Source organism: Acinetobacter sp. YWS30-1 (assembly GCF_033558715.1).
Classification (GTDB): Bacteria; Pseudomonadota; Gammaproteobacteria; order Pseudomonadales; family Moraxellaceae; genus Acinetobacter.
The window spans coordinates 340,857-364,069 of the sequence record NZ_CP114606.1; the positions used below are offsets into that span (position 1 = coordinate 340,857).

Sequence of the window (23,213 nt, forward strand, 5' to 3'; positions counted from 1 at the left end):
GTTAACTGCAATTGGGCGAATTATGACTCAGTTGCAGTATTGGTTTTTTTCGGTGGACGGCCACGTGGGCGACGTGGGCGGGTAGCCGGTTTTTCAGCTTTTGCTACAGTTTCTTCAGCTTTATCGGCTTCCGGAGTTTCGGTAGGTGCAGCTTCGTTTTCTGCTGGAGTTACTTCAACTGTAGTCGTTTCAGTGACTTCTTCAGCGGGAGCTTGTTCAGCTTTCGCAGTTTCTACAGATGCTTCAGCAGCTGGCTCAGGAGTTTGAGTCGCTTCAGTTGTATCAGCACTTTCTACTGCAGCTACCGGAGCTTCAGCAGGTGCAGCTTCAGCACTTTCAGCTTTCGCTTCTTCTGCTGGAGCCGTTGCTTCTGCAGCAGGTTCAACCGCAGTAGATTCTGCTTCAGCTTGTGCTTGCTGTTTTGCCTGCTGTAACGCTTGCTCGGCAGCCAGTTTAGCAAGACGGCGACGCTCACGTGGATCATTCGCCACACGTTTCTCTGAAACCGGTGCAGGCGGAGTTAAATCCAGCACAGGTGCAGGTTCTGCTTCAGGTTGCGCTTTGCTGACTTCTACATCGCGAGTTACAGGTTTTTTCTCTGTGGTCGCGGTCGAAACCGTTGCTAAAGTCGCATTATATTCCTGCGTGAACTTTTGCAATGCACGGTTAAATGTTGGTAACAGACCGAACTGTTCAATCAGGACTGAACAGTCTTCACCATAAACATGGCGAATCAGGCTACCAATGGTGTATTGGCCAAGTGTTGGCACCTGTGATGGTGTCAATTGCTGAGTTTTCGCCTGTTGGCCTTGTGCAGCACGGCGGTCGCGACGACGTTGACGTGGGTCATTGCTGGCACGCTGTTTTGATGATGACTGAGCTTCAGGCGTTTTCTCTGCAGGAGCAGATGCAGTCACTTCAGCCAGGAACTCTTCCGCAGCTGGTGCTTCTACAGGAGCATCGGCAGGGGCAGTCACTTCAACAGCAGGTTTTGCGACTGGAGCAGTGTCATTCAATGCCACAATTTCGCTTTTCGCCTCGTCAATATTTACCACCATTGCTGTTGGCATCACTTCTTTACGAGGAGCATCGACCAGTTCCACACGAACTTGCTTTTCATTGACTGCTGGCGCTTCAACGGCAGCAGGTGCTTGAGGTGCAGCTTGTTCATTTAGAACACTTGGATCGCGGTGGCGATTTGGACGTTCTGGACGTTGCTGGTTGCGACGGTCACGACGTGGCACGTTTTGCTGTTGCTCATTGCTGTGAGTATCGCTTTGCTGTGCAGACTCATTGTGGTGCTGACGGCGAGAGTTGCGTTTGTTTTCACGCGCTTCCTGACGTTGTTCCTGACGAGAAACCTGAACCACTTCTTCATGCACCTGATGTTGTGATGCATTATCAGACTGCGCCTGTTCACGTGGCTCTTTGTGCTTGTTGCTACGTGCTTTCTTGTTATGACGCTGTGATTTCTCTTCACGTTCAGCTTTTTCAGACTGATCACGCTCTGGTTTATGGACTACAGTCGATGGCGCCAGATAAGCATTGCCGGTAGTTGCTGGTGCTGCAACAGCTGTTGGCTGTGCGGATACTGCTGGTGTTACAGGAGCAACCTGGCCGAACTGGCCACGGCTCACTGCACCGCCATTCACCATCTGTTCAATAGCAGCAGCAGCATTGTTCGCTGTGCGAGATTGATCAACAGTAGTTGCCTGTTTTTGTACAAACAGGTTTTCTAACCATGCACATGGGCTGGCAGCAGGTGCGGCAACTTGAGCAGGTGCCTGTTGTGCAGCAGGTGCTTGCTGTACGTTTTGCTGATTCTGGTTATTGCGGCGTTTATTGTTTTTGCCGTTGTTTTGCTGCTGAGCAGGTGCTGGTGCAGCGGTATGCGTATGTTCTTCTTCTAAATGCCACTCAGAAGACTCATAGCCCAGTTCTTTTTCGCTTGAACGGGTTGCTTCAGTACGCTCGTAACTTGTCGGTGCGAAACCTTCAGGGTTATACGAAATTTCGTAGTGAGGTGTTTCCAAGTGTGGATGTGGAAGTACAGTTACACGTGTATTTGAAGTTTGTTCCAGATATACCAGACTGTGACGTTTTTCATTGAGCATGAACGCCGCAATTTCTACCGGTACTTCAACCTGAACTTCACCATGACGTTCACGTAGTGCGATTTCTTCCACTTTACGCATAATTGAAAGTGATAGAGAACGCAGGTCACGTACCATACCGGTACCATGACAGCGTGGGCAGACATAACCAGTTGCTTCTTCAAGCGATGGACGCAGACGTTGACGGCTCATTTCCATCAGGCCGAAACGAGACAGTTGGCCGAACTGGATACGTGCGCGGTCGCTTTGAGTTGCTTCACGCAGTTTCGCTTCTACCATACGCTGGTTGCGGTCTTTGGTCATGTCGATGAAGTCGATGACAACTAAGCCACCGATATCACGTAAACGTAATTGGCGAGCAATTTCTTCAGCGGCTTCAAGGTTGGTATTTAACGCTGTATCTTCAACGTCCTGACCGCGAGTTGATTTTGCCGAGTTAATGTCGATTGAAACTAAAGCTTCAGTTTGATCGATCACGATCGAACCGCCTGAAGGCAGTTTTACTTCACGTTCATAAGCAGTTTGAATTTGGCTTTCGATACCGAAATGCGCAAACAAAGGCTCATTCAATGTATAAGTTTTCAGTTTGTCTAACTGAAGCGGCATTACTGCTTTAACGAAGTTATAAGCTTCGTTATAGGCTTGCTCAGAGTCAATCAGGATTTCTGCTACATCATCACGCAGGTAATCACGGATGGCACGAGTTACCACACCTGCTTCCTGATGGACCAGCATAGGTGATGGACCTGAATTTGCAGTGCTTTGAATTTGTGCCCAAAGGTCTAGCAAATGTTGCAGATCAAGCTGTAATTCTTCTTGAGAACGGCCAATGCCTGCTGTACGAACAATGACGCTCATACCACGTGGCACATTTAAAGAGGCCAGCATTTCTTTCAGTTCTTCACGTACTGAACCAGAAATCTGACGGCTGATACCGCCACCTTTCGGATTGTTTGGCATCAGAACCAGATAACGACCAGCTAAAGAGATGAAAGTTGAAAGGGCAGCGCCTTTATTGCCGCGCTCTTCTTTTTCCACTTGAACCAGAAGTTCAGTGCCTTCAGTAATCAGTTCACGGATATTTGAAGTTTGGCGAGGATCGGCTTTGTAATAAGAGTTTGCGATTTCACGCATAGACAGGAAGCCTTGGCGACCTGCACCGTATTCAACGAATACAGCTTCTAAAGAAGGTTCAACGCGAGTCACGTGACCTTTATAGATATTAGATTTTTTTTGTTCACGGGTACGATTCTCTAAATCGAAATCGTAAAGACGCTGACCAGTGACAAGTGCAACGCGAATTTCTTCGGCATGTGTTGCATTAATCAACATACGTTTCATGGGTGTAACACCTTATAGTGATACACAGCAAAAAATCGCTATTCACGTAGCGAACATCACACATCACGGATCAATGGCCCAGATCTCCAATGAATTTCATTGTGGTCTGAGTCTTTTATTCCCGGCGTCTACTTGAATATAGATCAGCTTCGGTATTTTGATTCACGTATTGATGATGGCAATACGGCTTCAATCTTTAAACGATTAAAGTCACCTGAACGTTTCACTGGCGGACAAGCGGTGCATTAGATGTGAGTAACTTTCACTGTCACATTGCTCGAAGATCATCCCTTCTTTATAGAAAGTGTCTTGATACGGAATTGTCGTCGTATCTTTACAAACTGTGCAGATCCAATGCATCAAACGCTGTAGCCTGAAGTCGTCTTCAGGGTGCGACTAATCTGATGTGTATCAGTTTACGTTTAAAAACCAACTAGGTTGGCGACATATTTTTTCATACAAACTGATTTATGTACCTGAGGTACAATTAAACGCAACAGTTTGCTTTGTTTGCCGATATAATAAGCCTTCGGCGTCGGCATAATTCTTTTGGGACCTTCCCGTATCATGTGAGTCTTTAATTGAATAATCAAGTTCAGAGAAATCTGAAATGCTTCAACTTTTACTCACAAACGATGGTTTCCGTGCGCTGACTATATCAAACCTTGCATCATCTGCCTATGGGCTAAGCTTATGTTTCTTGTGTAAAGCATAACCTAAGTGATCATTTTTTAATCAATTTTAGTAATTTTTGGGTCATAGTAACTGTATGAATTCTACACAACAATGGCAAAGCGTCACTTGGTTTGAAGTGGATGAACATCAAGATGGACAGCGAATCGATAATTTCCTGTTCAGTCGTCTGAAAGGGGTGCCTAAAAGTCGGATTTATCGTCTGATTCGTGAGGGACAGGTTCGCGTCAATAAAAAACGCATTAAGGCCGAAACCAAACTAGCGATTGGCGACCAGATTCGTGTCGCACCTATCCGTTATGAACAAAAAGATGAATCAGAAGCGCCGATTTCGGACAAGGTGGCTCAAGGTCTTCTGTCACGTGTGGTATATGAAGATGAAGGCTTGATGGTTGTCAATAAACCATCGGGTATTGCTGTGCATGGCGGTAGCGGTGTGGCGTATGGCCTGATTGAAGGCCTACGTGCTGCAACAGGTAAAAAATACCTGGAATTGATTCACCGTATTGACCGTGACACATCGGGTCTGGTGATGATCTCGAAAAAGCGCAGTACCTTAAAAACGCTACAAGATTTATTACGTGAACATAAGATTAAAAAAACTTATGCCGCTGTCGTGAAAGGGCAGGTAACGCTAGATAAGCAACTCATTGATGCACCTTTGCATCGTTATGAACTTTCTAATGGTGAGCGCCGTGTCCGTGTCTCTAAAGAAGGCAAAGAGTCTAAAACCCAGTGGAATGTGGCAGAGCGTTTTATGCATGCGACACTGGTGTATGCTTCTCCATTGTCTGGTCGTACCCATCAGATTCGTGTACATGGTCTCAGCATTGGTCATCCGTTAGTGGGTGATGAGAAATATGGTCACGAGACTGAATATCGTGGACCAAAACCACGTCGTTTATGTCTGCATGCGATGCGCTTAGAAATTCCGGGTTATCCGACGATTGAAGCGCCTTTGCCTGAAGATATGCAGAGTCTTGTAGCTCAGCTTCGTGCACAAAAGGCGGATAAGGTGGTAATACCTACGGAAGATGACGAGTAATTTTTAGCTTTTTAATGAGTCTTATCTTGCTTTACTTGAGTGGGAGAAATTTCCCTCTTTATTAGAGATGATTCAAGACAATTTCTAAATCAATGAAGGGCGACATGGATGTCGCTGTTACTCTGTGGTACAGGGACGTGCCATCAGAGTAACAAAGGATTTTTGCTACTTTTCATCCTTGAAAAGTAGATAATACCTATACGAAAACAGCTGCTCACTGATGTTAATTGTGGTGGGGAATTAATTTAACTCACCTCTCCCAAACCCTCTCCTAGAAGGAGAGGGCTTAAAGACACTGAATCAAATACTAGGAACCTTATATGAATTCACCTGTAAAACTGGTCATTTTTGATTGGGATGGCACTTTATTTGATTCAGTGGGTCAGATCGTGTCGAGTTTACAGTTTGCTGCGCAACAGTTTCAGCAACCTTTAACTGATGCAGATGCGAAAAGTATTATCGGATTAGGTTTGCCAGAAGTCGCACAACGGCTATTCCCAAGTGTGCCAGAATTACATGCGGATATTTTGCAGGCCTATTCAGATCATTATGTGGCGAATTCAGTGAATGATGCTTGGTTTGAGGGTGTTTCTGAAATGCTGTATAGCTTAAAAGACGAAGGCATCAAACTGGCAGTGGCGACAGGTAAAAGCCGGAAAGGATTGGATCGTGTATTAAAGCAGACCAAAAGTATGGACCTGTTTCATGCCACCCGTGCTGCGAGTGAAACCCGTTCCAAACCTGATCCTTTAATGCTGGCTGAAATTTTAGCTGAAACAGGTACACATGCTCATGAAGCGATTATGGTCGGTGACACTTCTTATGATCTGGAAATGGCGATGAACATTGCCATGCCAAGTGTAGGTGTGACTTATGGCGTACATACACCGGAAACTTTGGCACAGTTTAATCCACTGTCGATTGTAAAGGATGTCAGCAGTTTGCATGACTTTTTATTGGCTAAAGTCCAATGGAAGGAAGCGATTTAATTCAGTATCTTAGTCATTCTTCAAGATCCGGCATTTTCTGAAATAGAAGATGCGGATCAATGCGGTAGATTTGAACAACTGGTCTTATCTTTTAGTCTAAAGTTGTGATTACAGTGGTTTTGTTCTGTCATGATTGTTGAGTTATTTAGTTGGATATAACTTAATTCATAATTATAAGATTATGTTTTTAATTGATTTTTATAAATTTAATTTATAGATAATAGCTATTGCAAAAAATAAAATAACTATTGGCATTCACGTCGTATTTTTCCCATCCTAAAACTGTTTATTCATATGCCCGTACTAGGCGCAATTGTTTATTGGAATGATCGAAATGATCAGGTCAGAACATTTTGCCTGTCTTAGTTCTCGGCATAAGCCTCATTTTTGCAGTTTAAGGAAACATTGATGTCGAATTCTGCTGTTGTTGAATCAGTTGCACAAGCATTACGTACTGCTGAACTCTCAAAAACTGCGATCGCACCGATTCGCCCGGAACTTGGTGGTGAAAGTGCTGACGTAGATATTGCCTATGCCGTTCAGGAAGTAAATACCGAGCGTGCTCTGGCGGAAGGTCGCCGTCTGGTAGGTCGTAAAATTGGTTTGACATCGAAAGTGGTTCAAGCACAGCTTGGCGTAGATCAGCCTGACTTCGGTATGTTGTTTGCCGACATGGCCTATGGCGATGGTGAAGCAATCCCTGCAGGTTTGCTGATTCAACCGAAAGTTGAAGCTGAAATCGCATTGGTCATCAAAGAAGATCTGACTAAAGCAAAACACACTTATGCAGACATCATTAGTGCAACTGACTATGCACTTCCTGCTGTAGAAGTGGTCGATAGCCGCATCGAAAACTGGAAAATCAGCCTGATTGATACCGTAGCTGATAACGCATCTTCTGCTGCATTCGTTCTGGGCTCTAAACCGGTCAAACTGGAAAACCTTGATCTTGTGAACTGCAAGATGGTTATGACACGTGGCGACGAAGTCGTTTCTCAAGGCGTAGGTAAAGCATGTCTTTCAAACCCATTAAATGCTGCTGTATGGCTGGCTGATGAAATGGTACGTCGTGGTCGCCCATTATTAAAAGGCGACATCATTTTGACTGGTGCTTTAGGTCCAATGGTTGTGGCTCAGCCGGGCGATGAATTCAAAGTTGAAATTGAAGGCTTTGGTTCAGTAACAGCTGCTTTTGCTGCTGAATAAGGGAATACAAGAGAGTACATTCATGAAAAAGATTAAATGTGCATTGATCGGTCCAGGTAATATTGGTACTGATTTGCTTTATAAACTGCAACGCAGCGAATGGTTAGAACCAGTATGGATGGTGGGGATTGACCCAACTTCTGAAGGTCTAGCACGTGCAGCAAAAATGGGTTTAAAAACCACTGCTGAAGGCGTAGACGGTTTGCTGCCTCACGTAGTTGAAGATGACATCAAAATCGCCTTCGATGCAACTTCTGCTTATGTACATGCTGAAAACAGCCGTAAGCTGAACGAACTTGGCGTGTTAATGATTGACTTAACACCAGCTGCAATTGGTCCTTACTGCGTACCACCTGTCAACCTTGAAGCATTGCTTGAACAAGGTGAAGTGCCAAACGTCAATATGGTAACTTGTGGCGGTCAGGCAACGATTCCTATGGTTGCAGCGATTTCTCGCGTTCAGCCTGTGAACTATGGCGAAATTATCGCAACTGTATCGACTAAATCAGTCGGTCCTGGTACGCGTAAAAACATCGACGAATTCACCCGTACTACTGCTGGTGCGATTGAGAAAGTGGGTGGCGCGAAACAAGGTAAAGCGATCATCATTATTAACCCTGCTGAGCCACCACTGATGATGCGTGACACTGTTCACTGTCTAGTAGAAGGTGAGCCAGATCAGGCAGCGATCACTGAATCTGTACATGCAATGATTAAAGAAGTTCAAAAATACGTACCAGGTTACAAACTGGTGAATGGTCCAGTATTTGATGGCAACCGCGTATCGATCTTCCTTGAAGTTGAAGGTCTGGGTGACTTCCTGCCGAAATATGCAGGTAACCTCGACATTATGACTGCAGCAGCTGCACGTACCGCAGAAATGTTCGCAGAACGTGTTTTAAATGCAGTTGAAGCTTAAGGAGCACCTTCATGTCTAAGATTATTATTAATGATATGACTTTACGTGATGGTATGCATCCCATGCGCCATCAAACTACACCTGAGCAAATGGTTGCGATTGCAACTGCTCTGGATGATGCAGGTGTACCGCTGATTGAAGTAACACACGGTGACGGCCTTGGCGGTAACTCTGTGAACTACGGTTTCGCAGCTGCAACTGATGAAGAATACCTGAAAGCGGTGATTCCAAACCTGAAACAAGCGAAAGTATCTGCACTTTTACTTCCTGGTATCGGTACGGTTGATCACCTGAAAATGGCGTATGATGTAGGTGTAGCAACCATCCGTGTTGCAACTCACTCTACTGAAGCAGACGTTTCTGAACAGCACATTACTGCTGCTCGTAAACTGGGTATGGATACTGTGGGCTTCCTGATGATGGCACACATGGCTTCTCCAGAAAAACTGCTTGAAGAAGCGCAAAAAATGGTGTCTTACGGCGCCAACTGTATCTATGTAACTGACTCTGCAGGTTATATGCTGCCGCAAGACGTGACTGACCGTGTTGGTATTTTACGTGCTAACTTAGGTTCAGACATCGAAATCGGTTTCCATGGTCACCATAACCTAGGTATGGGTGTTGCGAACTCTGTTTCAGCAGTGCAAGCAGGTGCAACACGTGTTGACTTGGCATCAGCTGGTCTGGGTGCTGGTGCAGGTAATACGCCACTTGAACTGTTTGTTGCGGTTGCCAATCGTATGCAAATGGAAACTGGTGTTGACCTGTTTAAAGTACAAGACGTTGCAGAAGATCTGATCATTCCAATGATGACTCATCAGATCCGTGCGGACCGTGATGCTGCAACTTTAGGTTATGCGGGTGTTTACTCTTCATTCCTGCTGTTCGCTAAACGTGCTGAAGCAAAATATGGCGTATCTGCTCGTGAAATTCTGCTTGAGCTTGGTCGTCGTGGCACCGTTGGTGGTCAGGAAGATATGATTGAAGATTTGGCATTGACTATGTCTAAAGCGAAAGAGCTTCAAGCTTAATAGTTAAAAGCTAAATTTTAAAAAAAGCGTCCGAAAGGGTAATGCCAGTCAGTTAAGAGATTGACTGGCTTTTTCTTGGGTATTTTTGAGGTTTTCCTTTTACAACCCTTGGATAACTCCTCACTCTTCTCTCAGGTATAACATACCGATTAGATTTCTCCATTAAACTTTCCAGATGTTTGGGGAGATTACCTGCAGAAGCCAAAGAGTCGAATCTGAGTAAATTAAGAAGGGCAATAGATGCAATATGAAAACTGATTCTCAAAGGACTTACTTTAGCTCGTTGAGCCATATGTTTCATTTGTCGTCTCAGAACATTATAGGCAATCAAGACACCCCATAATTCTTGATAAATTAAGTCTGGTTGCTTGCTTCTTAAGAGCTTACCTTTCTGCAAATTGCTTTTAATTTCTCGGTAACACATTTCAATTTCCCAACGCTGAGCATATAACTTTGCCAAGGCTATAAGTGGGTATGTCTTTGAATCTAATAATGAAGTAATGTAACGTCTGATTTTTCCTGCCTGCTCAACTTCAATCAAACGTGCCTCCCAATAATCCCCTAACGTTGGGTTAAGCTTCTTGGCTCTAGGTGATATTGGCATCCTGATATGAAAATCATGTGGGGAATTCCGTTTAATAATTTCATAACGTAAATTATCTTTTGCTCGCATCAGCCAATGACTTGATTCTGCACGTGTTTGCCACCCTATTAGAAAATCAGCAGAGAAATAAGCTCGATCAAATAATGTAATACTTTGTGCTGGAGGAGATAATTGATTTGCTAATGTGAGTTCACCCTGATCCATACTGCCTATTTGGGCATCTATGATTTCATGGGTATTGGTATTGACTAGGCACGTGGCTCTCACTTGTGGGTAAGGTGCTACAGCAGTTTTACCTTTAGATGAGCCAAAATGATTAAAGTTCTCTTCGGTCAGCGGCATAGACCAAACCACCCCATCAACAGCACATATGCTAAGTCCTTGAAAGTTTGAATATTGTTGCTGTGTTTCATCAAACCATGCTTGGCTGAGCAGAGAGAATAAGGTACTTAAAGGCTCTTGTCCTAAACGTTGTCGTGCTTGGACTGCTGCACTAGGAACACAATATTCTGTTGTACCAAACACGAGGTTTAATTGCTCTACAACATAGCTGATGGGTTGATTTCGAAACAAGGCAAGCCCAATAACAAGCCAAACCACATGCTCAGCAGGTAATTTTCTCCTTCTGATTGATGCCTTACCTGTTTGATGCAGGCTTGTTTCAATCCAATTTAAATCAATAAGTTCACAAAAATGGTTGAGTGATGGGAGAGAATGTTCAAGAGTGGATTCTAAATGTTCAGATAAAGACATAAAAAAATGAGCGTATTTACATACACTCATTTTTACTACATTTTACTAAAATTTGCTTAACTGACTGGCATTAGTCCGAAAGGGCGCTTTTTTATTTATTTGAATAAAATGAATAAGATATTAAAACGATAGAATAAGATATTTTAATTATTACTATTTATTTTAAGAAAATAATCAAACACATTTCCTTAAACATAAAAACGATAAATAAAAAGTTATTTTTAAATTATAAAAAAATAATGGCTGTTTATATAAGAGAAAACATGGATTTATATTGATTATCTGGTTAATTTTTTATTTTAGTTAATTGTTTATAAATATAAGTCTTTTTCAAATTTCAGCATACTTATTCTATCTATAGAGATTAATAGAAAAATTTTAATACTGTAGTCGGATTTTTAAAAAAAATAGAGTTGAGCATGATAGCGGCATAGCTTAATTTGATTACTAGGAATAAGCCATGCGTCGTCAAAACTTATGGATAGCAATGCTTGCTGCAACAGCAAGTTTAGGAACAACTGCAGCGAATGCAGATTTTATTGACGATAGTAATGTCCAGCTTAAATTTAAAAACTTTTATCTAGATCGTCAGTATCAAGATGATTTTTCTTCACGTAATTGGGGTTCTTGGTCACAAGGCGTGACTTTGGATGCGAAATCAGGCTATCACGATATCGGTGGTGGGGTACAGGTTGGTGCAGATGTTCTGGTTCAACATGCAGTTAAACTCAAAGGCCGTGATCAAAATCCGGATTGGGTGTTGCCTCATGATGGTAAAGAATCTAAAGATCATTTTGGTAAAGTTGGCGCAACCTTAAAAGCTAAAGTTTCTGAGACTGAGCTGAAAGTGGGTGAGTTATTGCCTGTATCTCCAGTGCTAGTATTTGATCCATCTCGTCAGCTCATCACTACTTATAGCGGTGCATGGTTAGAATCTAAAGAGATTAAAGATACCAAACTGACTTTGGCTTATATTGATAAAATTAATAATCGTTACGACAATCAGTTCCGTGATTTAGCTTTATTTTCTCCAGGTAGAACTTTACCTGATGGTAGACAAGGTCATTATGACTTAGGTCCTGAATCTGATGGTATGTGGATTGCCGGTGTAGATCACCAGTTCACGCCTGAAATTGGTGGTAGCTACTGGTATGCAGATGTTCAAGACATCTACCAACAGCATTACTTGGGTGTGAATTACAAAACTGCGCTAGGCGAAAAAACCAAATTAGATAGCCATGTGCGTTATTTTGATAACTCAGATTCAGGTGACAAACTGTATGGTGATATTGATAATCAGGCATTGTCAGTAGGGGCAAAAGTTAATCATGGTGCGCATACCGTAGGTCTGGGTTATCAGCAAATGTTTGGTGATACTGCATTTCCAACACTCGGTGGCTGGGTGCCGCAGCCTTATCTGGTGAACTGGGGCGTTGCAACCTTTACTGCACTAGAAGAAAAGTCATGGAATGTTTCTTATGGCTATGACTTCTCTGAAATGGGTGCCAAAGGATTAAACGCAACTGCGGTTTATTTCAAAGGTTATGATGCTCAATCAGGTGATCAAAACTTTAATACTGATGAGTTAAATCTGATTGCGAATTACACTGTTCCAGAGGGTAAGTTAAAAGGATTAGGCATTCAAGCGATGTATATCGATGTGAATTTTGCTAATCCTACTAAACCAGATCTTCAAGAATACCGCGTAGCGACGACTTATACCCATAAATTCTAAGTTAAGCGCATTTTAAGGGCAGTCAGTATTCTGACTGCTTTTTTTTGAGTTAAGAACTTAATCAAAGCCTTAAATTAAACAGGGTTTTAAATTTAAAATAATTAATTAAAACAAATACTTAAATAATATATTTTTTGTAGTATGCAATCGTAATTTTATATCAGTTGAAGACAGTAGAGCGGTTAATATAAGACGGTAAAAAGATCATTTTTAATGAGTCAACTTGACGTCGAGTTCTCGTCATCGAGGAACACGCAAGCAAGAAACTGTAAGAGGAATCATGATGAGCACTGTTCAAATCCCTGATTATAAAACAGATCCTTTCTTCGGCTTAGAAGACAAATGGATTGAAACTGCAGAAGGTGAGTTGACTCACTACCATGAAATTGGTGAAGGTACGCCTATTCTGTTCCTGCACGGTTCAGGTACGGGTGTGTCTGCTGCTGCAAACTGGTGGTTAAACCTACCTTCAATTGGTGAACAAGCACGTTGTATCGCAATCGATACCATTGGTTATGGTCAAACTGTGGTTGCACCAGGTACTGCTTATGGTATCCGTGCATGGGTCGATCACGCTGTACGTACTTTAGACGCTTTAGGTATCGAAAAAACCTGGTTAGTGGGTAACTCGTTGGGTGGCTGGTTGGCATTCCAGTTGGCACTTGATTATCCTGAACGTGTTCTAGGTATCGTGTCTATGGGTACTGGCGGTGCAAAACAGACTGCTGCACTAAAAGCACATGCAAACCCTGTATTAACTGAAGAAGGCATCAAGAAAACACTTTCTATGTTTGTCGTGAACAAAGACCTGATCACTGACGAACTGGTGAAAGTACGTTTTGCTTCTGCTGCAAATGACTATGCATCAAATCGTTTGATGGATGTAGTGGGCGCACGTGACCGTGACCGTTTCGAATTCCCGTTAGACTTCGAAAAAATGAAAGACATCACTGTACCTGTATTATTGATTCATGGTACTCAAGACGTGGTCATTCCGGTTTCTCGTACTTGGGACATCCTGAACATCGTGCCAAATGCTGATGCACACATCTTCAGTCAATGTGGTCACTGGTCTCAAGTTGAAAAATCAGATGAGTTCAACACTGTGATCAAAAATTACCTGGCTGTACACGGCGTAAAATAAGTCGTACTCAGTTTAAAAAAGGATGGCTTCGGTCATCCTTTTTTTCTTTCTAAAATATTAGATTTACAGCTGCCAAATGAACACCATTTCATTCAGTGAGTTTTTTAAACATTTTTAATGCTTTTTAGCTATTAATCAGAATTTCAAAAATTAAAAATGGGCCCTAGACTTCTTATTAGACTTAAGTTGTAAAAGAAGCCTAATTTGAGCAAAAATTAAACCTAATAAGCCATGGTCGGAGATGTTGGAAGCCAAGCTAGATGTGGTCTGTCATAGGAAAAATGAATATAAAATGAAATTTTGATCAGAAAAAATAAAAACAAAAAAGCACACGTATTCTCAGAGGAAATTACGTGTGCTGCTATAAAAATAGAAAATTAATGTGGTTCGTCGCGGTTAATGTCTAGGTAGAATACGCGAGTCAGGAGTTCCAGGAACTTCTTCACTGCGACTGAATTACTATCCTTGCGATAGCTAACATAAAGATCTAAAAAGGGAAGTTCTACATCTAGCGGGCGGATTACAGTATTGTTCATGGTCAATGGTGCGATATAGCCTGGCAGAATGGCACAGCCCAAGCCCATTCCAATCGAGTTGATATTGAACAGGATATTATCCGCCTTTTGCACAATATTAAGCTCAATGCCATTGGTCTTGGCAAATTCCATAATCGTATTGTGCAGGGTGAGTGACTGTTCTGCAGATGGAATAATAAAATCTATACCATTCAGTAATTTAACTGGAATACGGTCGTATTTCGCTAAAGGATGATCCTTCGGCAAAATGAAGATCAATGGCTCACGAATCACAAACTGGCTTTCAATTTCATCACTATGGAAATTGTGACGGGTAAAGGTCAGATCCAGTTCGCCTTTCTTCAATAATCGCATTTGCTCATTATTGTTCAGACTGAGCAATTCAATTTTTAAATCAGGGTTTTGCACGCGCAGATTCGGCAGGATATACGGGAAGATTTTCATTTCCGCGACAGGGACGAAACCGATGCGTAGCATCTGCTGCTTGGCTTGTGAGACCTGACGGGCCATGGCAATCGCCTTATCAGCTTGTGCCAGCGTCAGGCGGGCCTGTTCTAGGAATACAGCACCTTCTTCGGTCAGTTCGACTTTACGCTTGGTACGGTGTAGCAGTTTGACACCGACATCTTCTTCCAAATCTTTGATTTGCTGACTAAGTGATGGCTGAGCCGTGTAAAGTTTGAGTGCTGCCTTACTGAAGTTGAGTTCTTCAGCCACAGTAATGAAGTAGCGGAGGTGTCGTAATTCCATATCATCAGCCCGTCGAGTAATCCAAAAAATGTCTTACTATAATTTCAGAAGAGTATAATCTATAAACAACTATGTCGTGAAGATTATTTTGTCATTTAGAAAGTAAATGCTTTGGAGGGATTGATTAGTGTTTTAATATAAAAATACACGCCTAGAATAATTGCTTAAAACTATTAATTGAAACAAAAAAAATATTTCCCCAAAACCGCCCTAAAATCCATCATCGTTGAAAAGTTGAGTCTATTACTTTGTGCCATAACTGGTCACAGGAGAGCTTTTCATGAGTGGAAAAATTGATGTGCGCGAAATCGACGCTTTAGTCGATGCACAAAATGGACGTATCACGCCATCTATCTATACAGATCCTGACATTTACGAATTAGAACTTGAACGTGTCTTCGGTCGTACATGGTTATTCCTTTGCCATGAAAGCCAAATTCCTAAGGCTGGCGATTTCTTCAATACCTACATGGGTGAAGATCCAATCATCGTGGCACGCCAAAAAGATGGCTCAATCAAAGCATTCTTAAACCAATGCCGTCACCGTTCTATGCGCGTAAGCTTCGCAGACTGTGGTAACACACGTGCGTTCACTTGCCCATACCACGGCTGGTCATACGGTATTGACGGTTCTCTAAAAGACATCCCGCTTGAAGATCGTGCTTACCCACATGGTGCATGTAAAGAACAATGGGGTCTGGTAGAAGTTAACCGTGTTAAATCATACAAAGGCCTGATTTTCGGATGCTGGGATGAAACTACGCCAGATCTAGAAGAATACATGGGCGATATCGCTTGGTACCTGGACGGTGTTGTCGATCGTCGTGAAGGCGGTACTGTGATCGTGGGTGGTGTACACAAATGGGAAATCGAGTGTAACTGGAAATTTGCAGCTGAACAGTTCGCATCTGACCAATACCACGCGTTGTTCTCTCACGCATCTGCAATTCAGGTACTTGGTGCAAAACCAGACGACGAATCTTCTAAGAAATTAGGTGCTGCACAAACTGCTCGTCCAGTTTGGGAAACTGCGAAAGACGCGATCCAATACGGTTCACGTGGTCACGGTTCAGGCTTCTTCTTCACAGAGAAACCAGATGCAAACGTATGGGTTGACGGTGAAGTAGCGAACTACTTCCGTGAAACTTACGAAGAAGTGAAAGAACGCCTAGGTGAAACTCGTGCGCTTCGTTTAGCGGGTCACAACACCATGTTCCCTACATTGTCTTGGTTGAACGGTACTGCGACTCTTCGTGTATGGCACCCACGTGGTCCAAACAAAACTGAAGTTTGGGCATTCTGTATCTGTGATGCGGACGCACCAGAAGATGTACAAGCAGCATTTGAACGTTCTGCAACTCGTGCCTTCGGTCCTGCAGGCTTCCTGGAGCAAGATGACTCTGAAAACTGGATCGAAATCCAAAAAGTTTTACGTGGTTACAAAGCGCGTCAAAACAAACTCATTATGGAAATGGGTAAAGGTAACGAGAAAGTACGTGAAGATGGTATCCCGGGTATCACTAACTATATTTTCTCTGAAACTGCAGCACGTGGTATGTACCGCCGTTGGGCAGATTTATTGATTCATGAAAAATGGGAAGACGTTGAAGCTGCGGCTGACGAATATGAGAAGGAGCTTATGAAATGAGTCAAATCAGTTTAGAACTTCATCACCAAATTAGTCAGTTCCTGTATCAAGAAGCCAAGCTTCTTGATGACTGGAAATTCCGCGAGTGGTTAGACACGCTAGCTGAAGATATTTCTTACACGCTACGTACTACACCAAACGCTCAAACGCGTGACCGTCGTCGTTCAGTTGAACCACCTACTACCTGGGTATTCAACGATACGAAAGATCTTCTGGAACGTCGTGTTGCACGTCTGGAAACTGGTATGGCTTGGGCTGAAGAGCCTCCATCACGTACTACTCACATGGTGAGCAACGTGATTGTTGAGCCGACTGAAGTTGAAGGCGAATACGATGTATACGTGACATACCTACTGTACCGTACTCAGAAAGAGAAAGACGTTACGATTTACTGTGGTAAACGTCATGACAAGATCCGCAAAGTTGAAGGCGGCCTGGGCTTCCAGATCTTCAACCGTAAGATCACGCTTGACCAAGTTACCTATAACTCACATAACCTGAGTGTGTTCTTCTAATGAATAAGATTTTTGTTTGCCAAGTTGACGAATTAGACGAAGGCGAAGCGTTAAAAGTGGATTGCGGCGTAAACGGTATCGAAGCGCTTGCAGTATTCAACAACGGTGGCGAATTCTTCGCAATGAACGACCGCTGTTCACACGGTAATGCTTCTATGTCTGAAGGCTACCTTGAAGACGACGGTACAGTGGAATGTCCACTTCATGCAGCTCGTTTCTGTTTGAAAACAGGTCAGGCACTTTGCTTACCAGCAACTGACCCAATTCAAACATTCCCAGTTGTACTTGAAGATGGTGCGTTATACGTAGAGATGGCAGGAGAGTAATCATGGGTTGGCTACAAGGCGAAGTTGCACTGATCACTGGTGGTGGTTCAGGTCTCGGTTGGGCACTGGTAGAACGTTTCCTGGAAGAGGGTGCACAAGTGGCCGTTCTTCAACGTTCACAGTCTAAAGTCGATGCACTGAATGCACATTTTGGTGATCGCGTGCTGGCAATCGCAGGTGATGTGGCCAGCTATGAAGACAACGTCCGCGCTGTTAAAGCGACTGTAGAGCGTTACGGTAAACTCGACTGTTTCGTGGGTAATGCCGGTATCTGGGATCACTATGCCGATATCGTCAATACTTCAGGTGAGCAGCTGGAAAAAGCCTTTGATGAGATTATGGGGATTAATACCAAATCTCTGATCTTGGGTGCCAAAGCTGCACTTGATGAGCTCGTGAAATCTGAAGGTTCGATCATTTTCACACTGTCAAATTCTGCACTTTATTCTGCAGGTGGCGGTCCGGTTTACACTGCATCAAAACATGCCGGTGTAGGCATTATGAAAGAACTGGCTTATGAACTTGCACCTAAAGTCCGAGTCAATGCCGTTGCGCCATCAGGTATGAATGTGAATATCAAAGGTGCTGCATCTTTGGGTCAGGAAAATCTTGGCCTGCTCGATGCACGTGATCCTGAGAAAATCGCCCGTGGCATGCCACTGAATTTCTTACCTGAGCCGGAAGATATGACAGGTTCATATGTGCTCTTGGCATCTCGTCAAAATAACCGTCCTTTGACTGGCGTTCTGATCAATGCAGAATGCGGTCTGGGTATTCGCGGCTTACGTCAGCCACGTGCCGGTTTCTTTGACGAATAAAAATCTAGTCTGAAATGGACTTTTCGGCAGCCTGTTCTTGGCTGCCTTCCTTTTAAGGAGTCTCTCATGGCCGTTAAACTTATTTGTGCGTCGCACAGTCCTTTAATGGAATTTGCTTCACCGCAGGAAAAACGCAAAGAACAGGCTGTTCGTGAAGCGTTTGAAAAACTGTCTGCTGAAGTAAAAGCTTACGACCCAACCCTGATCATTACCTTTGGTCCTGACCATTTCAATGGTTTCTTCTATGACCTGATGCCAAGCTTCTGTGTGGGCATTCGCGCGACTGCTGCAGGTGACTGGGACTATGGTAAAGACAATGCACACATTGATGTACCAGAAGACAAAGCACTGGGCTTAGTGCGTCGTGTACTCGATGAGGGCGTGGACGTTGCGTATTCTTACCGTATGCAAGCTGACCATGGTGTGACTCAGCCATTGCACTTCCTGTGCGACGGCAAACTTGATCGTTATCCAACGATTCCAATTTTCATTAATGGCGCTGCAGCACCGATGCCAACTACGAAGCGTACCATCGCTTTAGGCCGTGCTGTAGGTCAGTTCATCAAATCTCTGAACCTTGAAAATGAGCGTGTACTTGTCCTAGGTACAGGTGGTCTGTCACACGATCCACCAACTCCGCAAATGGGTTCTGTACCACCAGAAGTGGAAGAGTTCCTGATTGCAGGTCGTAACCCGACACCTGAAGCACGTAACGCGCGTCAGTCAAAAATCATTGCAGTGGGCCAGAAACTGGCAGCGGGCGATACCTCTGTTGCAGTTCCTCTGAATGCTGAATGGGATATCGCATTGCTTGAAAAATTCAAGAATGCCGACTTCGCTGCACTAGAAGCCATGACTGAAGCTGAAATCCGCCGTGATGGTGGCCGTGGTGGTCAGGAAGTCCGTTCGTGGATGGCGGCATTTGCTGCTTTAAGCGAAATGGGCGAGTACGAAATGACAACGCACTGTTATGAAGAAATCAGTGAATGGATTGCGGGCTTCGGCATCGTATCTGCAGAGTTAAAAGGTTAAAGACATGAGCAACATCGAAACCATCGTAATTGTAGGTGCTGGCCAGGCAGGTGCAAGCGCGATTTTAGAACTTCGTGGCAACAAATACGAAGGTAAAATCATTCTGATCGGTGATGAAACGCATCTTCCTTATGAGCGTCCACCACTGTCTAAAGACGTGATTCTAAAACCTGAAGAGACCAAGATTGAAATCCTGTCAGAAGAAAAACTGGCGGAACTTGGTGTAGAAACCATTCGTGGCAATGGCGTGAAAAAAATCAACGCTGAAGCGAAAACGGTTGAACTTCAAAATGGTGACGTTGTTGCTTATGACAAACTGTTGCTTGCTACAGGCGGCGCAGCTCGTCGTCTGCCGAACTTCGATGCGCTGGGTAAACATGTTTATACGCTACGTAACCTAGAAGATTCACAAGCACTGGTTCCAGTATTGCAATCAGGCCGTCGTATTGTCCTGATTGGTGGTGGCGTGATCGGTCTGGAACTGGCTTCTTCAGCACGTTTCAAAGAGTGTCAGGTAACTGTGATCGAAATGGGTCCTATGGTGATGGGCCGTTGTTCACCTCGTATCCTGAGCGAATTCCTGCTTGAACAACAACGTTTGGCAGGGATCGACGTTCGTCTGGAAACCAAAATTGCAGATTGCAAACTGGATGGTGAAGAAGTGGTGATTACCCTTGAGGGTGGTGAAGAGCTTCGTGCTGATGCTGTAGTTTATGGTATTGGTATCGTGCCAAATGCACAATTGGCTGTAGAAGCTGGCCTGGATGTTGATTTCGCGATTAAAGTGAATGAAAACTGCCAGACTTCAAATTCAGACATTTATGCAGCGGGTGATGTGGCAACTCAACTTCGTAACTGCGGTAACCACCGTCGTGTAGAAACCTGGGAAAATGCCAACCTTCAAGCAGGCATCTTTGCGCGCCATGTGATGGGCGTTGAGCATCCGACACCTAACCCGGCATGGTTCTGGACAGATCAGTTGGACATCAATTATCAGTTCGTAGGTGACATGGCGGCTGCTGAATGGCAAGTTCGTGGTGAAATCAATCCAGAGCTTCGCGCTGAATCATCATTCGTGATGTTTGGTGTGACTGATGGCGTTATTGTCGGCGGTATTACGGTAAATGCGGCAAAAGAAATGCGTCACCTGAAAAAGCTGATCAGCAAGAATGCAGCGTTTGAAGCAGATAAATATTTAGATCTCAGCCAGGATCTTCGTAAACTTGTGAAATAACTTTGTTTTATTGATAAGTTTACAAAAGGGCAGACCTTGGGCAACTTGGGTCTGCTTTTTTATGTCTGTCAGATTGTGCTGTCATGACCTCACATTCTATTGTGATTTGAAATGGCTTTGTGTAGGTTTGGCTTACTTTTCAAAGATGAAAAGTAATAAAAATCTTTTGCTAAACTGAGGATATATCCCTATATCCCAGTTTAGCGGCGGCATCCCTGCCGCCATCAGTATTGTCGATTGTGGATTTGAACGAGAAGTTAGTTCAATTCTTTCTAAAAAAATTTAATTGAGTCTTTTATGAATTCAAATTCATCTCCCATGCTGGTGACGGCAAGTATTTATGCCTTGCTGGTGCTGATCTGGGCAGCAACGCCACTGGCGATTGTCTGGAGCGTGCAGGAAGTGCACCCGATGTGGGTGCTGATCATCCGTTATTTCGGCGCTTCTCTGCTGGCGCTGGCGATCTTGGCTGCCATGCGTAATCCATTGCCATTTGATCGAACCTCCATGATGAGCTATGTAGCAGGTAGCCTGAACTTGATCGGCGCGCAGTTATTTATCTACCTGGCTGCGAATTATTTGACCTCTGGCTTAATGGCCTTAATTTTCGGTTTCTCACCACTGGTTGCAGGTCTGATCGGGCATGTCATCCTGAAAACCAACCGTCTGATCTGGCTGCAATGGCTCGGTATGGCAGTTGCCGTCGGTGGTTTAAGTTTTGTCTTTGCGGAGTCAGCAGATAGTAAAGTGAATCCGTGGGGTGTGGTGCTAATGCTGATTAGCATGGTGTCTTATATCAGCTCGATTTTCTGGGTGAAGCAGATCAATGCACCGTTAAAACCGATGTCCCAAGCCACCGGTTCTTTGATTGTTTCCTCATTGGGATCATTGCTAATCATTCCATTTATCTGGCAATCTTTCCCAACACAAATGCCAAGTATGCAGGCGCTGTTCGGCTTTGGTTTTACCATGATCCTGTCTTCGATTGTGGCGATGCTGTGTTACTTCTGGCTGATTCGCCGTCTGGCTGCATCCACCGTATCCCTCAGCAATGTGATGACGCCAATCATTGCCCTGATTCTCGGTGCAACCCTGAATAACGAAGTGATCAGCAGTCATGCCTTTGCTGGTATTGCGGTAGTGATGTTCGGGATCGTGATGTACTTCTGGAAAGAATGGCGCGAGCAGTATTTTTCTAAATCTTAAAATAGATTGTTCAAGTTAAATTCAGACCTAAAAGGAAGCTTTGGCTTCCTTTTTTTATTTTTGCAGTTTTAGATGCAGTATTGGGTAGGGATTACCTTCAGCATCGGTTTCTGAGCGGCTGATGATCTTGAAACCATGTTTTAAATAGAAAGCAATCGCATTAGGGTTGTGCTCATTCACATCAACTTCAGTCACACCCAGAGCAAGAGCATGTTGCAATAACTGGCTGCCAATACCTTGCCGGAAGGCCAAAGGGGAAATAAACAGCATTTCCAGTTTGTTGCCTGCAATGCCCATAAAACCCAGAATCTGCTGCTGATGTTCCACATGGAACAATTGCACGTGGGTGAAATAATTATGATCAATAATCTGCTGACGGATCTTTAGGATCTGCGCGTCATTTAGGAAATGATGCGTAGCACGGACGGATTGTTCCCACAATTCTAGGAGCTGAGGATGCCGATCGGCAGAAGTATGGACAATTACAGGCATGAAGATTCCGATTAAAAATGAGAACAACAAAACAATAAACAATTTATCGCAGCAGTTTATTAAGATGCAAAGAGATAAAATGAAAAATCAAATAGATCCATCTGTTTGAGAAAAAAATTAGGACAAATTTGAATGTCGTCTGAATCGAATAAAATTGTGGTATATGCAGCGCTGTTTGGTAATCTGGCAATCGCGCTGGTGAAATTTGTCGCAGCCTATATCACCAACAGTTCTGCCATGCTGAGTGAGGCGATTCACTCGGTTGTTGATACACTGAATGAAATTCTGCTGCTGTATGGTATGAAAAAGGCTGAGCAGCGCCCTGATGCCTTGCATCCTTTCGGCTATGGACGTGAACTGTACTTCTGGGCCTTTATCGTGGCCTTGATGGTCTTTGCTCTAGGTGCCATTGTGTCGATCTATCAGGGCATCCAGCACATTATTCATCCTGAAGAAATGCAGGATCCGATGATCAACTATATCGTGCTGGGTATTGCGATTCTGTGTGAAGGATTCTCCTGGACCGTAGCTTTAAGAACCTTCCGTAAAATGAAAGGGAAGATGGGCTATTTTGAAGCTTTTAGGCGCAGTAAAGATCCGACCACCTTTACTGTGTTATTTGAAGATACTGCTGCGCTAGTGGGTCTTTTTATTGCCCTGACCGGGATTTTCCTGGCTCATCAACTCAATATCCCTGAGCTGGATGGTGCTGCCTCTATTCTGATTGGTGTGGTACTGGCAGTATCAGCCTGGTTGCTGGCACGTGAAACCAAAGGCTTATTGCTGGGTGAAACAGCAGATCCTAGACTGCGTGAAAATGTACTTAACATTGCCCAGCAGGATGCTGCGGTCTATAGCGCCAATGGGGTGCTGACTGAGCAAATGGGCGCGCATCAGGTGATTGCCTCCTTAAGTCTGGAATTTAAAGATGATCTTACTTCTGATGAAATCGAAGCTTGCGTCAACCGGATTGAAGCGCAGATCAAACAGCTACACCCTGAAATTATTACTCTGTTTGTGAAACCTCAAACCAAAGCGGTATGGCTGGAACGGACCCAAGGTCGTATTTGAGGAAGTGAAGA

General features: G+C 43.8%; 19 protein-coding genes. 15 read left to right on the top strand and 4 right to left on the bottom strand.

Annotated features, from left to right (window positions below; all coding sequences use genetic code 11):
- Positions 1-20 precede the first annotated feature (20 nt).
- Positions 21-3,455 (bottom strand): Rne/Rng family ribonuclease, encoded by a 3,435-nt coding sequence (locus tag O4M77_RS01605; RefSeq protein ID WP_323713727.1) that lies wholly within the window; start codon positions 3,453-3,455, stop codon positions 21-23.
- Positions 3,456-4,224: 769 nt separating this feature from the next.
- Between O4M77_RS01605 and O4M77_RS01610 the strand changes: the two genes are divergently transcribed.
- The 5 genes from O4M77_RS01610 to dmpG all read left to right on the top strand — a co-directional run bounded on the left by O4M77_RS01610 (position 4,225) and on the right by dmpG (position 9,338).
- Positions 4,225-5,193 carry an RluA family pseudouridine synthase gene (locus tag O4M77_RS01610; RefSeq protein ID WP_004781807.1) on the top strand — a complete coding sequence of 323 codons (969 nt, stop codon included), beginning with the start codon at positions 4,225-4,227 and terminating at the stop codon, positions 5,191-5,193.
- 320 nt (positions 5,194-5,513) lie between these two features.
- Entirely contained in the window at positions 5,514-6,182 is a 669-nt protein-coding gene (locus O4M77_RS01615) for an HAD-IA family hydrolase (RefSeq protein ID WP_323713728.1), read from the top strand.
- A 408-nt stretch (positions 6,183-6,590) separates the two neighbouring features.
- Positions 6,591-7,388 (top strand): 2-keto-4-pentenoate hydratase, encoded by a 798-nt coding sequence (locus O4M77_RS01620; RefSeq protein WP_323713729.1) that lies wholly within the window; start codon positions 6,591-6,593, stop codon positions 7,386-7,388.
- 22 nt (positions 7,389-7,410) lie between these two features.
- Positions 7,411-8,307, top strand: a complete 897-nt coding sequence (locus O4M77_RS01625) for an acetaldehyde dehydrogenase (acetylating) (protein ID WP_034706478.1) — start codon at positions 7,411-7,413, stop codon at positions 8,305-8,307.
- An 11-nt stretch (positions 8,308-8,318) separates the two neighbouring features.
- Positions 8,319-9,338, top strand: a complete 1,020-nt coding sequence (gene dmpG / locus O4M77_RS01630; protein ID WP_312156414.1) for a 4-hydroxy-2-oxovalerate aldolase — start codon at positions 8,319-8,321, stop codon at positions 9,336-9,338.
- A 52-nt stretch (positions 9,339-9,390) separates the two neighbouring features.
- Here the strand turns inward: dmpG and O4M77_RS01635 are convergent, their stop codons facing one another.
- Positions 9,391-10,695 (bottom strand): IS4 family transposase, encoded by a 1,305-nt coding sequence (locus O4M77_RS01635; protein WP_159124594.1) that lies wholly within the window; start codon positions 10,693-10,695, stop codon positions 9,391-9,393.
- Between the two features lie 460 nt (positions 10,696-11,155).
- On the opposite strand from O4M77_RS01635, the gene O4M77_RS01640 reads away from it, so the two are divergent.
- Together O4M77_RS01640 and O4M77_RS01645 are read left to right on the top strand one after the other, a co-directional pair.
- Positions 11,156-12,430 carry an OprD family outer membrane porin gene (locus O4M77_RS01640; RefSeq protein ID WP_180167886.1) on the top strand — a complete coding sequence of 425 codons (1,275 nt, stop codon included), beginning with the start codon at positions 11,156-11,158 and terminating at the stop codon, positions 12,428-12,430.
- Positions 12,431-12,713: 283 nt separating this feature from the next.
- Positions 12,714-13,574, top strand: coding sequence for an alpha/beta fold hydrolase (locus O4M77_RS01645; protein ID WP_159123908.1), 861 nt, complete (start codon positions 12,714-12,716; stop codon positions 13,572-13,574).
- Between the two features lie 377 nt (positions 13,575-13,951).
- On the opposite strand, the gene hcaR is transcribed toward O4M77_RS01645, so the two are convergent.
- Positions 13,952-14,860, bottom strand: a complete 909-nt coding sequence (hcaR, locus tag O4M77_RS01650) for a DNA-binding transcriptional regulator HcaR (RefSeq protein ID WP_159123907.1) — start codon at positions 14,858-14,860, stop codon at positions 13,952-13,954.
- Positions 14,861-15,140: 280 nt separating this feature from the next.
- Here hcaR and hcaE point away from each other — a divergent pair, with 280 nt between their 5' ends.
- From hcaE to O4M77_RS01685, 7 genes are all read left to right on the top strand, one after another.
- Positions 15,141-16,508 carry a 3-phenylpropionate/cinnamic acid dioxygenase subunit alpha gene (hcaE, locus tag O4M77_RS01655; protein ID WP_004781815.1) on the top strand — a complete coding sequence of 456 codons (1,368 nt, stop codon included), beginning with the start codon at positions 15,141-15,143 and terminating at the stop codon, positions 16,506-16,508.
- Positions 16,505-17,023: a 3-phenylpropionate/cinnamic acid dioxygenase subunit beta gene (gene hcaF / locus O4M77_RS01660; protein ID WP_004781816.1), complete on the top strand. Its 519-nt coding sequence runs from the start codon at positions 16,505-16,507 to the stop codon at positions 17,021-17,023. The genes hcaE and hcaF overlap by 4 nt, the downstream gene beginning before the upstream one ends.
- On the top strand, positions 17,023-17,349 hold the full coding sequence (hcaC, locus tag O4M77_RS01665; protein ID WP_004781817.1) for a 3-phenylpropionate/cinnamic acid dioxygenase ferredoxin subunit: 327 nt from the start codon (positions 17,023-17,025) through the stop codon (positions 17,347-17,349). Before hcaF ends, hcaC begins: the two co-directional genes overlap by 1 nt.
- A gap of 2 nt (positions 17,350-17,351) precedes the next feature.
- Positions 17,352-18,167, top strand: coding sequence for a 3-phenylpropionate-dihydrodiol/cinnamic acid-dihydrodiol dehydrogenase (hcaB, locus tag O4M77_RS01670; protein WP_004781818.1), 816 nt, complete (start codon positions 17,352-17,354; stop codon positions 18,165-18,167).
- A 66-nt stretch (positions 18,168-18,233) separates the two neighbouring features.
- Positions 18,234-19,199: a 3-carboxyethylcatechol 2,3-dioxygenase gene (locus tag O4M77_RS01675; RefSeq protein WP_004781819.1), complete on the top strand. Its 966-nt coding sequence runs from the start codon at positions 18,234-18,236 to the stop codon at positions 19,197-19,199.
- A gap of 4 nt (positions 19,200-19,203) precedes the next feature.
- On the top strand, positions 19,204-20,433 hold the full coding sequence (gene hcaD / locus O4M77_RS01680; protein WP_302700064.1) for a 3-phenylpropionate/cinnamic acid dioxygenase ferredoxin--NAD(+) reductase subunit: 1,230 nt from the start codon (positions 19,204-19,206) through the stop codon (positions 20,431-20,433).
- Between the two features lie 297 nt (positions 20,434-20,730).
- The gene (locus O4M77_RS01685) at positions 20,731-21,639 is read left to right on the top strand and encodes a DMT family transporter (protein WP_125279397.1); all 909 of its coding nucleotides are present in this window, start codon (positions 20,731-20,733) and stop codon (positions 21,637-21,639) included.
- A 54-nt stretch (positions 21,640-21,693) separates the two neighbouring features.
- Here the strand turns inward: O4M77_RS01685 and O4M77_RS01690 are convergent, their stop codons facing one another.
- The gene (locus O4M77_RS01690; RefSeq protein ID WP_323713730.1) at positions 21,694-22,131 is read right to left on the bottom strand and encodes a GNAT family N-acetyltransferase; all 438 of its coding nucleotides are present in this window, start codon (positions 22,129-22,131) and stop codon (positions 21,694-21,696) included.
- Between the two features lie 132 nt (positions 22,132-22,263).
- On the opposite strand from O4M77_RS01690, the gene O4M77_RS01695 reads away from it, so the two are divergent.
- Complete coding sequence (locus O4M77_RS01695; RefSeq protein WP_323713731.1) at positions 22,264-23,202, top strand: cation diffusion facilitator family transporter; 939 nt, start codon at positions 22,264-22,266, stop codon at positions 23,200-23,202.
- Positions 23,203-23,213 lie beyond the last annotated feature (11 nt).